We start from the raw sequence: 14,216 nt of genomic DNA on the forward strand, positions 1-14,216 counted from the left end.
CCGCGGCCAGTGCGGCCGCGCCGACGCCGAAGACGCCTCGTCGTGATACCCCGGAACGGCCGTTGCTGCCCGGATTCGCCGTGTCGCCGACCTTGCCGCCGTCAACCACTTCGATCTCCTGTCTCTCATCCGTTCGAACGTCCGTGACCAGAGCAAACCATGATTAGCCACGCATTCGCTGCATTGCCGACCTTACCGTTATTGCAGTCAGACTGCAATAAGCTGTTCCCATGACCGGAACCGGCCCACCCGCTACGACAGCCCACCCCGCACTGTGATCGGATGCAGCTATGAGTGAGGGCACCACCGCACGACGCCGCCGGCGCAATCCGGAGCAGACGCGCAGCGCGATCGTCGACGCACTGCTCGCGGCCATCAAGGAGGGCAGCTTCATTCCGACGGCCAAGGACATCGCCGAGCGCGCGGGCGTCTCCGAACGCAGTATCTTCGTGCATTTCCCGGGGCGGGACGAGTTGCTGCTGGCAGCACTGGAAACGCAGTCCGAATACGTGGAATCACTGGTGGCACAACCCGATCCCGGAGCGGCACTGGACGAGCGGATCGCGGCGGTCACCGCACAGAGCGCCGCCATCTTCGCGGCCCAGCGCAATCCACGACTGCTGGGACTGCTGGGCTCCCCGACGATCCCGGCGATGGATGAGCGAATGCGCTTGGCCGACAAGCGGATCCGGGACGGCCTGGCACGCACGTTCGCACCCGAACTCACCCGCGACGGCACCGTCGATCAGGAACTGCTGGACCTGGTCGAGGCCACCGCGGGCTGGGCGTACCGGCATCAGCTGATGGACCGGCGCGGACTCTCCCAGGACGAAGCCTCGCACGCCATCGGCCGCGCCCTGCGGGCCCTGTTCGCCACCCAGCCCTAGCCGCTCCACCGATACCCCTTCCACGGGCCGGTACCGCTACAGTGCGTCGCCGAAGGCGATGATCTGGCGGACGGCGTTGCCGTCGGCGAGTTCGTCCATGGCCTCGTTGATGTGGTCGAGGGGGATGCGCGCGGAGATCAGCTGTTCCACCGGCAGACGACCCTCGCGCCACATCCGCTCGTAGCGCGGGATGTCGCGGGCGGGGACGGCGGAACCCAAGTAGCTGCCGACGACCGTGCGGGCTTCGGCGGTGATGCCGAGTGGCGACAGGGTGACCGTGGCGTGCGGGGCGGGGAGGCCGACGGTGATGGTCATGCCGCCGGGAGCCGTTGCGGCGTAGGCGGTTTCGAAGGCGGCGGGGTGACCCGCGCATTCGATCACGTAGCGCGCCCGGACGCGCTCGGCACCGACCTGATCGGAGGTGCAGGTCTCGGTCGCGCCCAGGGCGCGGGCCAGGGCCAGTTTTCCCGGAAGCCGGTCCACCGCGATGATGCGTTCCACGCCGATGGCGCGGGCGGTGAGTACGGCGGCCATGCCGACCCCGCCCAGGCCGACGACCATGACGCTGTCCTGCGGGCGGGGGTTCGCCACGTTCAGGACCGCGCCGCCGCCGGTCAGGACGGCGCAGCCGAACAGGGCCGCGACCTCGGCGGGGACATCGGAGCCGACCGGCACCACCGAAGCGCGGTCGACCACGGCGTGCGTGGCGAATCCGGATACGCCGAGGTGATGGCGGACCGCCTCGCCACCGCGGGACAGATGTCCGGGGTGGTGCAGCAGTTCGCCCGCCGTATTGGTGCGCGTGCCCTCCGCACAGGGCAGTTGCCCGTCCCGGTCGCAGGCGTCGCAGTTCTCGCACCGGGGCAGGAAGGACATGACCACCCGCCGGCCGGGTCGCACATCCCACACCCGCTCGCCCACCGCGACCACGGTGCCCGCCGCCTCGTGCCCGAGCAGCATGGGCAGCGGTCGCGGCCGATTGCCGTCCACCACACTGAGATCCGAGTGGCACAGCCCGGCCGCCTCGATGGCGACCAGCACTTCGGTGGGTCCCGGATCACCGAGTTCCAGTTCGCACACGGTGATCGGGCGGGAATCGGCGAAGGGCCGCGGGCGGCCGCTCTGCTCGAGCACCGCCCCGGTGATGCGCATCAGATCTCGACCATCTGGTGGTCGCCGACGGTGCGGCCGAGGTAGCGCAGGTGGTCGGAGGAGTCGCCGAGGCTGTGCTCGATGGCGGTGAGCCGCGCGGTGTAGTGGCCGACCGGATATTCGGCGGTCATGCCGATACCGCCGTGCATCTGAATGGCCTCCTGCCCGATATGCCTGGCGGAGCGGCCGATTCGCAGCTTGGCCCGCGAGGCGACGACCGGATCGGCGACCCCGTCGGCCAGCGACATGGAGGCGTACATGCTCATCCCCCGCGCCAGCTCCAGCGAGACGTACATGTCGGCCGCCCGCTGCGTCAGCGTCTGGAAGGCCCGCAGCGGCACGCCGAACTGCTTGCGCGTCTTCAGATATTCGGTGGTGAGCCGCAGCGACTCCTCCATGGCGCCGATCGCCTCGGCGCACAGCGCGGCCTGCGCGCCCGCCACGGCGGCGGTCACGATCTCGGCGGCGTCCTTGGGCTCACCGAGCAATTCGGCGGCGACACCGTCGAATTCGATGGTCGCGCCGCGCACACCGTCGTGGCCGAGGTAATCGGTGCGCCGCACCCCGGCCGCCGCCGGGTCGACCAGGAACAGCCCCGCCGCCACGCCGCCTGGATGACCGGGGCCGGCCTCTTCGAGGAGGTCCGGGTAGGCAGCCGCAGGCTCTGTGCCCGCCTCCTGGAAGGAGCCCACCGGCAGGGCCGCGCTGACGATCAGCAGATCCGCGCTGTCACCGTGCGAGACAGGGTGTTTGGCACCGGTGAGATTCCAGCCGGTGGCGGTGCGGACCGCGCGGGTGGTGAGTTCGGTGGCGGGCCAGCGCACGCCCGGCTCGCCATGTGCGAAGACCGGGCGCAGGTCGCCCTCGGCGATGCGGGGCAGCAGGTCCTTGCGCTGGGTGTCGGTGCCCGCGCGGGCGATCAGACCGCCGGGGAGCAGGGCGCAATCCAGCAGGGGTTCGGGGGCGAGGCGGCGGCCGAGTTCAGTGAGCACCAGCATGGCCTCGATGGGGCCCGCGCCCATGCCGCCGTCCTCTTCGGCGAAAGTCAGTCCGAGCAGGCCGATTTCGGCGAAGGTGCGCCAGATCTGGGGGTCCCAGCCGAGTTCGGTGGCGACGATTTCGGTGCGGCGTTCTGGGGTGTAGGCGCGTTCGAGCACGTCACGGACGGTGTCGCGCAACATTTCCTGTTCGGGTGTGAGATCGAAATCCATTGTGCTGCCTTACAGTCCGAGAATGGTCGAAGCGATGATGGTGCGCTGCACCTCGTTGGATCCGCCGTAGATCGAGGTCTTGCGGTAGTTCAGGTAGGTGGCGGTGGAGCGGCGGGCCCAATCCGGTTCCGCGCCTTCGCGGGCCAGGGAATCGGGTCCGGCGATGTCCACCAGCAGTTCGGTGACGGCCTGCTGCAGTTCGGTGCCGCGCAGCTTGAGAATGGAGGACACCGGGTTGGGCTTGCCGTCGGCGGAACCCGCGGCCACCCGCAGCTGCACCAATTCCAGTGCGACCAGCTCGTTTTCGAGTTCGGCCAGCCGGGTGGCGAAGATCGGGTCGTCGAGCAGGGTGCCCTGACCCAGCCGGGTCTGCCGGGCGTGCTCCTTGGCCAGCCACAGCCGCACCTTGGTCTGGCCGACCGCGGCGATGCCGGTGCGCTCGTTGCCGAGCAGGAACTTGGCGTAGGTCCAGCCCTGATTCTCTTCGCCGACAAGGTTTTCCGCGGGCACCCGGACGTTCTCCAGGAACACCTCGTTGACCTCGTGGCAGCCGTCGATGAGTTCGATGGGCCGCACGGTCACGCCCGGAGTGTCGAGCGGGAACAGCAGCAGGGAGATGCCGGCCTGCTTCTTGGGCGCGTGGGGGTCGGTGCGCACCAGGCAGAAAATCCAGTCGGCGGACTGCGCGGCGGTGGTCCAGGTCTTCTGGCCGTTCACGATGTAGTGGTCGCCGTCGCGGACGGCGGTGGTGCGCAGCGAGGCGAGGTCGGATCCGGCCTCGGGCTCGGAAAAGCCCTGGCACCACCAGATGTCGAGGTTGGCGGTGGCGGGCAGGAAGCGTTCCTTCAGCTTCTGCGAGCCGAAGTGCGCGATCACCGGGCCGATCATGTTGGCGTTGAAGGTGAGTGGCTCGGGCACCGACGCGAGCTGCATCTCGTCGTGCCAGATGTGGCGCTGGATGGGCGTCCAGTCGCGGCCGCCGAATTCCACCGGCCAGTTCGGCGTGGCCAGCCCGTGCGCGTTGAGGATGCGCTGGGTGGTGACGATGTCGTCCTTGCTCAGTTCCTGGCCGTGCCGGGCGCGATTGCGGATGTCGGCCGGGATCTCGGTGCGGTAGAACGCGCGCAGCTCGTCGCGGAAGGCGAGCTCGTCGTCGGTGAGTGCCAATTGCATGGTCGAGTATGATACACAGACTATCGAATGTCTCAAATGGATCGGTTGACAGGGAAGGGATCGCGAGTGAACGACTCCACGCTGGGGGTGGCCGAACTCCTCGCCGCCCGGCATCGTGCCGCGAGCCTGCCGGGGCAACGCACCGACCGGCACCGGCTCGCCCTGGTCATCGAGGGCGGATCCTCGCGCGGCGCGTACTCGCACGGCATGGCCATGGCCATCGAGGACCTCGGGATACTCCCCTGCTTCGACGCGATCTACGGCGCGTCGGCCGGTGCCCTCAATGCCGCCTGGCTGCTGTGCGGCCGCGCCGTACACGCCCGCCGGGCCTGGAATCCGGAGGTGATCAACCGGGTGATCTCGCCGGTGCGCGCCCTGCGCGGCGGTCCGGTGGTGGATACCGGATACCTGGTGCACACCGTGTACGAGCGGCTGGTGCCGATGGATTTCCCGGCCATCCTCGCCAATCCGGTGACGTTCCATCCGATCGCCACCGACGCCGACACCGGCGAGGCCGTGGATCTGCACGACGGCCTGACCGACCCGGCCTCGGTGCAGGCCGCCCTGCGCGCCTCCACCTGCCTGCCGCTGCTGGCCGGGAAGCCGGTGCGCATCGGCGACCGCCGCTACGTCGACGCCGGGCTCTCCGAATCCGTGCCCATCCGAACGGCTTTGGCGCAGGGCGCGACCCGCGTGCTAGTGTTGCGCACCCGCCGCGACGACGAGAACGTCTCTGCCCCATCGCCCCTGGAGACCAGGGTGGTGGCGCGCTTCCTGTCCCGGCACGCACCCGGCACCGTCGGCCCGTGGCTGTCGCGGGTGCGCCGTCACCATCGCGACGAGGCCGATTTCGGCAGCGATCCCGCGGTCATGCAGATCCGCCCGCCCCGCGACGCCCCGGATGTCGGCCGCATCACCCGCGATCCGGACCTGCTGCGCCAAGCCCTGGACCTGGGTCGCACCGTGACCGTGCGGACGCTGTCCCCGCACCTGGCCCCTATGCTTTCCGCGTGACGCGCAGCGAGGGAACCAGGGCTCCGGGGCGGCCGGCCTCGGCCAGCCGCGAGGATGTGCTGCGTGCGGCCATCGGTATGTTCCTCTCCGGGAAACGCCTGGATGTGAATGCCATTGCCGCGCAACTCGGCGTCGGCCGGGCCAGCATCTATCGCTGGTTCGGGTCCCGGGACGGCCTGCTCGGCGCGGCCATCGCCCATCAGCTGGACCGGCTGGTGGCCCGGATCGAGCGGGACTGCACGGCCACCGGGGGCGCGCGCCTGGAGGAGATTCTGGACCGCACCATCGCCCTGCTGGTCGAGGACGATTCGCTGCGCAGGTACTTCGACAATGAATCGACGGCCGCCCTGCGCCTGGTCACCCGCAGTGACGGGCCGGTGCACAGCGCGGCGGTGGCGACCGTGGAACGGGTCATCGAGCGCGCCCAGCGGGAGGGCTATCGCCCGCCCATCGAGCGCGACACGCTCGCCTACGCGCTGGTCCGGCTGTGGGAGGCGTTTCTCTACAACGACGCGGTGGCCGGATTCCGCGGTGACGGCGAGCGGCTGCGCCAGGTGCAGACGGCGCTGTTACGCGCCTGAGCCGCAAGACTATTGCGCGGGCGCGTGCAGTGAGCGCCGCACCCACAGCCAGGTGCCCGCGAGCATGAGCACCAGGGCCGGTTTGCCGAGAACCAGTGCGACCGAACCCAAGAGCACCACCTTGTTCGCCAGGTAGAGCGGCACCATGATCACCAGGTGCGCGGCCCAGAAGCCGAACCAGACCAGGGTTATCCTGCGGTGCAGCAGGTTTCGCGCGTCGGGGTCGGCGGGCTCGGCGGGTTCCAGGCCGATCTTGCGGCACGCCCACCCGCTGAGCGGACGCCCGGTGAGCAGCGTGAGACCGAAGGCCACGGTGCAGACCACGCAGATGATGAGGTCGGGAAGATAGAACCCGCGCCCCTCGCCGGTGATGCCCACGAAGAGCGAGAACACCACCACCGTAATGAGCGAGACGGAGACGACCCGGATCGAGTCACCCTTCAGCAATCGGTACACCGCGACCGCGCCCGCCGTCCCGAGGGCGAACAGGACGCCCATCTTGGCGTCGATGGTCGCGTAGGCGAGGAGGAAGGCGACGGCCGGGGCGGCGCCGTCGACGATGTGCTGCGGCCCGCCCATGGCACGGAACTTTCCCCACATCTCGGCCGCTCCGGACCGAGGTCGCTCGATGGTCTGCACTGCCATTCCTCTCCTCGCCCTCCCTCGTCGTGGCCGGTTTCTACATCGGCAGTGGAGTCTTATTGCAGTCCGACTGTAATAAGACTCGTACGTGCCGGGCAAGGGTTCCGTGCCCTACCTCGCTGAACCCGGATCCGGTGACATGGCACACAGTCGGCTACCCGGGAAAAGCGGAACGCCCGCCATTCCGGACGGAATGACGGGCGTTCGGTGCTCGCGAAATCAGGCCAGGCCCCAGGCCTTCAACAGGTAGGTGATGTTGGCGGCCAGCGAGGTCACGGAGTTGGCCAGGTCGAGCGCAGCGGAACCGAGATTGATAAGCGGCATGAAAATCTACTTTCGAGTGGAGACCGTGGATCGGCATCCAGGGTAGAGAAATGAAACGTGTTCGGCATCATGGTTTTTCCCACGACCGCTTTCCGGCTGTGAAGCAGAACACGAACTTTCGCGCGCCTAGTGCGGCACCGGGACCGGCGCCCGGCGCCGTTCCCGAGGTACCAGCAGCGCCAGCAGCGCGAGCGCCACGCCGCCGCCGAACAGGTACAGGCCCCAGGTGCCCGACAGCAGCGCGCGATAGTCGTCACGCAGCAGATCGTCGAAGCGCTCGTCCAGACGCCAGATCAGCACGCCCAGGCAGGCCAGCCCGCCCAGCACACCGATCCAGCCCAGCACCCGCGACCCGACCAGGGCCGCGATCAGCACCACCAGGGCCGCCCCGAGCATGATGATGCCCAGTGACATCGGCAGCGCGGCCGACTGCCCGCCGACCTGGTCCAGGGTGAGGCCGGTATCGAAGCCCTCCCGCAGATCGGAGAATCGGACATCACGCGCGTCGACCGATCCGACCAGCGGACCGAGCACCCCCACCGCCATCGCGACAGCGCACGCGAACAACAGCAGATGAACGTAAGTTCGCATACCTCCAAGGTATCCGCTCGGCGAGCCCGCGCCACCGCGGCGATCCGGCGCGCGACCCGAGCGCGGACTCAGCTGGACGGGGGCGTGAAGATGCCGAACCGGTTGCCCGAGGTGTCGAGCAGGTAGGCGAACACCAGGCCGTTCGGCGTGGTGGTGGGCGGCTGGATCACCTTGCCACCCAGGCGTTCGGTCTCGGCGGCGGTGGCGGCGACGTCGGGCACCAGCACCAGGAAGACGGCGTGGTTGTCCGAGGCGTCGGCCGAATGGGCCACGCCGCCGCTGGGCATCTCGCTGTCGGGGTAGCTGATGAGGTCGTAGTCGCCGCTGCCCGGATCGGGGACGAAGTTCCAGCCGAACAGGTCACCGTAGAACCGCTTCACCTCTTCGGGCTTGTCGCTGCCGATCTGGAACCACGACACGGTGTTGAAGGTGAGGGTGGACATATGCACTCCGATCGGGTCGGTGGAAACGTTGCCCGATCACGATCACCCGCTCCGGCGACAACCCCCTGTCGGTGTTTCGCGGCGAGATCCGCCGGATTCTCACGGAAACCGATCCGCCCCTCCGGAATTCACCGCACCCGGCGGTTCAGAGCGCGAGCGCCCGCACCTCGTACGCCGCGGGCCCGCACGGATACCCGTCGCGCGCCCGCACCGGCGCGACCAGATCGGTCAGCGTGAGCGCCCGCATACGATCCAGCCGGAAGACCCGGAACCCCTCGCGCAGCCGACACCAGCCGATGAGATACCAGCCGAAACCGCCGTGCAGGAACTCCACCGGCTCGACCTCGCGTTCGCTGGCCTTCCCGTGCCGATCCAGATAGCCCATGCGCAGTACCCGCCGGCTCTCGATGGCCTGCCCGATCAACGGCGGCACCTCCGGTACCTCGGGCTGCCCCTGCGGCTCGGCCAGCCGCACCCGCGCGGCCAGATCGCGGGCGGCCTCGGCATTGCGTTCGGGCATGGCGGCCACCACCTTGGCCAGCGCGCTGCGCCCGGCGTGGTCGAAGGGCCCGCCGCGATTGCGGGCCAGTGCCACCGCCAGCGCGACGGTTTCGGCCGCGGTGAAATTGAGCGGCGGCAGCGACATGCTCTTCTCGAGCGCGTAGCCGCCGCGCCTGCCGACATCGGCGTAGACGGGGATGCCCGCCTGCTGGAGCGCGGCGATATCGCGTTCGATGGTGCGCGGGCTGACCTCGTAGCGCAGCGCCAGCTCGCGGGCTGTGCGCAGGCGCGGCGAGATCGCCCGGAGCTCTTCGACGATCGCGTACAACCGATCCGTCCGGTTCACGCCGACACCGTAGTCCGGGGCACCGACAAACTCCGCCCACGGACGGTCCGGCTCTCCTGCCACGGGTGGTTCCGGTGGTCCCGGCCCTCGAATTATGGTGAGCGCATGCTGGATACGACCGCCACCGCATCCGAGCCACCGGCCATCCCCGGTGTGCGCCGATCCTTCGTCCAGGCGCGCGGTGTGCGCTTCCATGTCACCGAGGCCGGACCGGCGGACGGCCGTCCGGTGCTGCTGCTGCACGGGTGGCCGCAGCATCATTACGCGTGGCGGGATCTGCTGGCCGATCCGCCGGAGGGCCTGCGGATCATCGCCCCCGATCTGCCGGGGTACGGGTGGTCGGGACCCGCACCGCATCGGTGGGAGAAGGAGGAGGTCGCCTCGGATGTGCTTGCGCTGCTGGACGAACTGCGGATTTCGCGGGCGCTGCTGGCCGGGCACGACTGGGGCGGCTATGTCGGATATCGGATGCTGCTGCGCGCGCAGGCGCGCTTCGACGGCTACCTGGTGATCAATATGTCGCATCCGTGGGTACCGCCGGGCGATGTGGCGAAGCAGATGTGGCGATTCCTGGCCTATCAGCCGGTCGTCGCCGCGTTCGGCATGCCGCTGCAGCAGCGCACGGGCCTGCTGAACTGGCTGCTGAGTTCGGCTTTCACCGACAAGTCGGCGGTGGATGCCGAGACCGTGCGGATCTTCGCCGATCGGTTCCGGGATCCGGTGGGCGCCCGCGCGGCCACCGACACCTACCGCACCTTCTGGCTGCGCGAGATTCCCCGGCTCGCGCGCACGCCCGAACGGCAGCGGCTGAGTGTGCCGATCCGGGCGCTGTTCGGCATGGACGATTTCGCCGTGCATCATTCGCTGGCCGCCGCCGAGACCGCACGCGCCGACGACTACACCTTCGAAGCCGTCCGGGACTGCGGGCATTTCGTCCCCGACGAACGCCCGGATCTGGTGCGGGCCCGGCTGCTGGAGCTGGCCGCGCAGACCGCCTAGGTCAGCGCCTCGAGCGCGCGGTCGACATCGTCCTCGGTGTTGTAGAGGTGGCAGGCGAGCCGAAGCCGCCCGGCGCGCATGGAGCCGATGACCGCGGCCGCGCGCAGCCGGTCGATGGTCCCCGGTGCGACCGCCAGCGACACCACCGCCGAATCACCCTCGGGCAGACCGAGTCCCGCGCGCAGCCGGTTGGCCAGCGCCACATCGTGCCGGTGGATGGCGTCGATGCCGACCGATTCGATCAGGTCGAAGGCGACGCGCTGCCCACGGAAGGCCGGCCAGGTCGGCGCGACATCCAGCCGCCGCGCGCCGGTCGCCAGCCGCAGCGGCGCGTCGTACACGCTCTGCCACGGATCGCCGCCCGCGTACCACCCGGCGGCGAGCGGGCGCAGTGTGTCCAGCGCCTCGGGCGTCCCCGCGAGATAGGCCGACCCCTTGGGCCCGAGCAGCCACTTGTAGCCGACGCTGACCACGAAGTCGGCTCCGCTGTCGTGCACGGGTAGCCATCCGGCGGCCTGGCTCACGTCGAACAGCACCCGCGCGCCGCAGGCCCGCGCGGCCGCGACCACAGCGGGTATATCGGCCACCCGGCCGTCCGCGGACTGCACCACCGCGGCGGCCACCAGATCATCGCCCGGCCGCACCGCGTCGGCGAGATCCTCGAAAGGCACGGTGCGCACCCGCAATCCGGGCCGGGCGAGGAAGGGCCAGATCACCGAGGTGAACTCGTTCTCCGGCAGCACGACACTCGCGGTGTCCGGCAGGCTCTCCGCGATCAGCCCGACCAGCTGCGATACTTGCGAACCGATCGCCACCTGCGAGCCGTCGAATCCGGTCAGCCGCCCGAACGACGCGCGGCACGCGTCGACGATCGCATCCACCGCCGGAATATCGAACTCACCGCGGACGCGCTCCTGCTCGGCCGCGGTCACCTCCGCTGCCACGGCGCGGGGCAGCAGACCATAACTGGCCGCATTGAGATAGGTGACCGACGGCGCGAAAGCCTCGCGCACGGACGCAGGGAGCAGCGTGGACTTCGAAACAGCTGTCATCCCACCAGTGTTCGCGCGCCCGGACGGCCGCGGCAAGATCCAACTCCCCGGAACTGGTCCCTGTTCATGACGACGGGACAACCCGAACCGGGCGCTGGGGTCGCGGAGCGGCGGGACGGTCTTGCCCTGTTGACCAGGTTGCTCTACGCTCCGGCCTTCGTGAGCACTGGCGCGGAAAGTGAGCCGCTGAGAGATAGGTTGCGGTGGGGGGCCATCACCGCGGTGGGCGTCATAGTCGGATATGTCGTGGTGCTGCTGGCCGATGCCCGGCACTTCTACACCGACGACACCGAGGCGCAGTACGCGCCCATGTGGATCGCGCTCGGAAACCGCTTGCGGGACGGCAACTTTCCGTGGCTCATCCCGCACGAGTGGATGGCGGGCAACTACACCATCGAGGAGGCGGGCCTCTACAACCCGCCGCAGTTGCTGATCCACCTGCTCGCGCCGTCCTTCGACAATCTCGCGGTGTACGCGACGATCGTGAAGCTGGTCTTCTCCATCATCGCGGGTCTGGGCGTGTACCGGATCTGCCTGGCCTACGGCGCGCGCACGCCGTGGGCGGCGGTGGCGGGCGTCGCCTTTCCGCTCAGCGGCTGGTACCTGTTCTTCGACGAGGCCAGCTGGGTGACCTGCCATACCGCCACCGCGTGGATGGTGCACGCGTGGGCGTCGTCGGTGCGGTACGCGCGCGGGAGGAGCGGGCCGATCCCGACCTTCGTCTTCCTGTATCTGGCGTTGACGGTGCAGTACGCGTTCCCCGCGGTGGAATCCGCGTTGATCATCGCGGCGGTGATCGTCGGCGAGATCATCCATCAGCAGCGCTGGGCTCCCGCGCTGCGGGTGGCGGCGGTGGCCGCACTCGCGGCGCTGGCCTCACTGCCCGCGAATCTGCCGGGCATCCTCTCCTCGCAGGTGACCTGGCGTGGTAACGCCCGCATCCACAACGACCCGTTCCTGACGGTGCCGTGGTCGGAGTCGCTCAATGCCAGCCTGCCCACCACGACGCCCGCGTTCACGGCGTGGTGGGGGCATGTGCAGCCGCTGCCGATGGTCTATATCGCCTGGTTCCTGATTCCGGCGCTGGCCTTCATCGACTGGCGCAAGGCCGTGCATTCGGCGCGCGACTTCAGCGGTATCGGACTGTTCGCGATCGCGGCGCTCATGTGGACGGCGGGTCCGGGCGCGATCGGCCCGCTGCGCTGGCCCGCGCGGGTGCTGCCGATGCTGGCCATCGCGCTGCTGGTGCTGGTGTGCGTGCTGTTGAGCAGGCACGGGGTGTTCACGGCGTCGCGGAACCGGATCATCGGGGCGGCGGCGCTGATCGGGTTGCTGTTCGTGCGATCCGCTTCGGCCGCACCGGATCTGACGCTGCGGCACGTGTACGCGGTGGCCGCGGTGGCGGTCGTGGGCGCGGCGGTGGTGTGGGCGGCGCGCACGCGCGGGATCGCGCTGGCCTGTGTGCTCACCATCGCGGCCATGTTCCCGATCGCGTTCACGCAGGTGAAAACCGCTCCGATGACGCCGATGTCGTACAACTTCCCGGAGCGCCGTTCCACCATGCGCGAGGCGTTCCCCGATTTCGACGGCGTCACACTGCAATTGGCGGATCGCGCCATCATCGCGCCGGAGGACAAGAGCGTCGAGGGCGCGTACGGCTCGCTCGCCATCGGCAACTACGCCAAGGCGCTCGAACTGGATTACGTGAACGCGTACACGCCGATCGGCTTCCACACCTTCGCCGGGCTGCTGTGCATGTCGTGGGACGGCAGCACCTGTGCCGACGCCTACCGCCGCGTCTTCGCCCAGGAACCGTCGACGGGTCGCACGGTGGTGGATCTGATGAAGGTGGATCGGGTGGTGCTGCATCGCGCCCAGTACCCGGATGTGCGCGCGCAGCCCGCCCCGGAGGGCTGGCAGTGGGTGGACTACCCCGGCCATGAACGGTTCATCTGGGTGCTGGAGCGCACCGGCGGCCTGCTCTCCACCGTGAACGGCGATATCGCGGATACGCGCGGCGTGACCGCCAAATCGGTGTCGCGCGACGACACGTCCTCGATCATCCGGGTGAGTTCGTCCAGCGGCGGTCGCGTGGTGTTCAACCGGTTGAACTGGCCCGGCTACGAGATCACCCTCAACGGCGCGGCGCTCCCGCACACCGAGGTCGCGCAGTCCTTCCTGGCGGTGGACATCCCCGCGGGCACGAAGGACGCCGAACTGGTGGTGAGCTGGACCCCGCCGGGCTTCACCGGTGAGGTGTCGGCAGCCCTGGTGGGTGTCGCCGGAACCGCCCTGCTGCAGCTGGCCTATCAACGTCAGCGCCGCCGTTCCGGCGACGAGACGCCCCCGAGCGAGGGCAAACCCGTGACCGAGCAACTGGAGACCGCGAGCGTCTGAACAGCGAGGGCTGGCCTCGCGAGCGAATCACCCATACGGTGGAGAACGCATCCGATCGCTCGGCCTGGGAGGCGTTCTGCGCAGCATCGTTCGTGTACTGATTGCCCTGATGGCGTTGATCTGCGGTGTCACGCTGCTGCCGACGGCGAGCGCTGCCCCGGCGGCCGCGACCATCGACGACTACTCCTCGCGCAAGATCGACGAACTGCTGGCGGTGAAGGCCACCGCGGGTGCAGGCAAGGGTGAACTGCTCGACGCGATCTCGCGGCAGTTCCTCGGCACCCCGTATGTCGCGAATATGTTGGTCGGCTCCGCGACGCAGCCCGAACAGCTGGTCGTGGACCTGCGCGGGGTGGACTGCTTCACGCTGCTCGACTACGTGGAGGCGTTGAGCCGTTCGGCGAATCGCGAGCAGTTCCTCACCAATCTGGTCGAGACGCGGTACGCGGGCGGGCAGGTGGATTTCCTGCGCCGCAAGCACTTCTTCACCGATTGGGCGCAGGTCGCGCGGACGGCCGCCAGCGATATCACCGGGTCGCTGAGCGGTGCGGCGACCACGGTGGCCAAGCGCCTGAATGCGAAAGGCGATGGCGGAACCTATCTTCCGGGCCTGCCCGTCGTGGATCGGGCGATCACCTACATCCCGTCCGGTGCGGTCGACCAGGGAGTGATCGGGCAGCTGCGCACAGGTGACTACATCGGCGCGTACGCCGACGCGCCCGGCCTGGATGTCACGCATGTCGGCATTTTCGTCATGACCGCGAACGGTCCCGTGTTCCGCAACGCCTCGTCACTGGCCGCGAACAATCAGGTCGTCGATTCGGGCTTCGCGCAGTACGTGGCCACGGTGCCGGGCATCGTCGTGATGCGCCCGCAGTAGCGCCGCGCCGCCCGGATGGGCAC

The 14,216-nt window shown here is 69.1% G+C and carries 14 protein-coding genes; 6 read left to right on the forward strand and 8 right to left on the reverse strand.

Annotation, left to right across the window (positions count from 1 at the left end; genetic code table 11):
- Window positions 1-290 precede the first annotated feature (290 nt).
- Window positions 291-887 carry a TetR/AcrR family transcriptional regulator gene (locus tag JK358_RS09570; protein WP_201945703.1) on the forward strand — a complete coding sequence of 199 codons (597 nt, stop codon included), beginning with the start codon at window positions 291-293 and terminating at the stop codon, window positions 885-887.
- A gap of 36 nt (window positions 888-923) precedes the next feature.
- Here the strand turns inward: JK358_RS09570 and JK358_RS09575 are convergent, their stop codons facing one another.
- The 3 genes from JK358_RS09575 to JK358_RS09585 are packed head-to-tail and all read right to left on the reverse strand — an operon-like array spanning window position 924 to window position 4,423.
- Window positions 924-2,039, reverse strand: coding sequence for an alcohol dehydrogenase catalytic domain-containing protein (locus tag JK358_RS09575; protein ID WP_201945714.1), 1,116 nt, complete (start codon window positions 2,037-2,039; stop codon window positions 924-926).
- A complete protein-coding gene (locus JK358_RS09580) occupies window positions 2,039-3,250 on the reverse strand; it encodes an acyl-CoA dehydrogenase family protein (protein ID WP_201945718.1) in 1,212 nt (403 codons plus the stop codon). The genes JK358_RS09575 and JK358_RS09580 overlap by 1 nt, the downstream gene beginning before the upstream one ends.
- Before the next feature lie 9 nt (window positions 3,251-3,259).
- Window positions 3,260-4,423, reverse strand: a complete 1,164-nt coding sequence (locus tag JK358_RS09585) for an acyl-CoA dehydrogenase family protein (protein WP_201945723.1) — start codon at window positions 4,421-4,423, stop codon at window positions 3,260-3,262.
- 66 nt (window positions 4,424-4,489) lie between these two features.
- Between JK358_RS09585 and JK358_RS09590 the strand changes: the two genes are divergently transcribed.
- Both JK358_RS09590 and JK358_RS09595 read left to right on the forward strand, forming a co-directional pair.
- Complete coding sequence (locus tag JK358_RS09590) at window positions 4,490-5,437, forward strand: patatin-like phospholipase family protein (RefSeq protein ID WP_307817416.1); 948 nt, start codon at window positions 4,490-4,492, stop codon at window positions 5,435-5,437.
- A complete protein-coding gene (locus tag JK358_RS09595) occupies window positions 5,434-6,018 on the forward strand; it encodes a TetR/AcrR family transcriptional regulator (RefSeq protein ID WP_307817417.1) in 585 nt (194 codons plus the stop codon). Before JK358_RS09590 ends, JK358_RS09595 begins: the two co-directional genes overlap by 4 nt.
- 9 nt (window positions 6,019-6,027) lie before the next feature.
- On the opposite strand, the gene JK358_RS09600 is transcribed toward JK358_RS09595, so the two are convergent.
- From JK358_RS09600 to JK358_RS09615, 4 genes are all read right to left on the reverse strand, one after another.
- A complete protein-coding gene (locus JK358_RS09600) occupies window positions 6,028-6,663 on the reverse strand; it encodes a DUF3159 domain-containing protein (RefSeq protein ID WP_201945728.1) in 636 nt (211 codons plus the stop codon).
- Between the two features lie 447 nt (window positions 6,664-7,110).
- Window positions 7,111-7,575: a hypothetical protein gene (locus JK358_RS09605; protein WP_201945736.1), complete on the reverse strand. Its 465-nt coding sequence runs from the start codon at window positions 7,573-7,575 to the stop codon at window positions 7,111-7,113.
- Between the two features lie 68 nt (window positions 7,576-7,643).
- Window positions 7,644-8,018: a VOC family protein gene (locus JK358_RS09610; RefSeq protein WP_201945737.1), complete on the reverse strand. Its 375-nt coding sequence runs from the start codon at window positions 8,016-8,018 to the stop codon at window positions 7,644-7,646.
- Between the two features lie 145 nt (window positions 8,019-8,163).
- A complete protein-coding gene (locus JK358_RS09615; protein ID WP_201945740.1) occupies window positions 8,164-8,865 on the reverse strand; it encodes a helix-turn-helix transcriptional regulator in 702 nt (233 codons plus the stop codon).
- Window positions 8,866-8,970: 105 nt separating this feature from the next.
- On the opposite strand from JK358_RS09615, the gene JK358_RS09620 reads away from it, so the two are divergent.
- A complete protein-coding gene (locus JK358_RS09620; RefSeq protein ID WP_201945742.1) occupies window positions 8,971-9,864 on the forward strand; it encodes an alpha/beta fold hydrolase in 894 nt (297 codons plus the stop codon).
- Here JK358_RS09620 and JK358_RS09625 read toward each other — a convergent pair.
- Window positions 9,861-10,916: an aminotransferase class V-fold PLP-dependent enzyme gene (locus tag JK358_RS09625; protein WP_201945744.1), complete on the reverse strand. Its 1,056-nt coding sequence runs from the start codon at window positions 10,914-10,916 to the stop codon at window positions 9,861-9,863. The two genes, JK358_RS09620 and JK358_RS09625, sit on opposite strands and share 4 nt — an antisense overlap.
- Window positions 10,917-11,075: 159 nt before the next feature.
- Here JK358_RS09625 and JK358_RS09630 point away from each other — a divergent pair, with 159 nt between their 5' ends.
- Both JK358_RS09630 and JK358_RS09635 read left to right on the forward strand, forming a co-directional pair.
- Window positions 11,076-13,313, forward strand: a complete 2,238-nt coding sequence (locus JK358_RS09630) for a hypothetical protein (RefSeq protein WP_307817418.1) — start codon at window positions 11,076-11,078, stop codon at window positions 13,311-13,313.
- Window positions 13,314-13,422: 109 nt separating this feature from the next.
- Window positions 13,423-14,193: a DUF1460 domain-containing protein gene (locus tag JK358_RS09635; RefSeq protein ID WP_201945746.1), complete on the forward strand. Its 771-nt coding sequence runs from the start codon at window positions 13,423-13,425 to the stop codon at window positions 14,191-14,193.
- The last annotated feature ends 23 nt before the right edge of the window (window positions 14,194-14,216 follow it).

Source organism: Nocardia acididurans, assembly GCF_016741815.1.
GTDB lineage: Bacteria > Actinomycetota > Actinomycetes > Mycobacteriales > Mycobacteriaceae > Nocardia > Nocardia acididurans.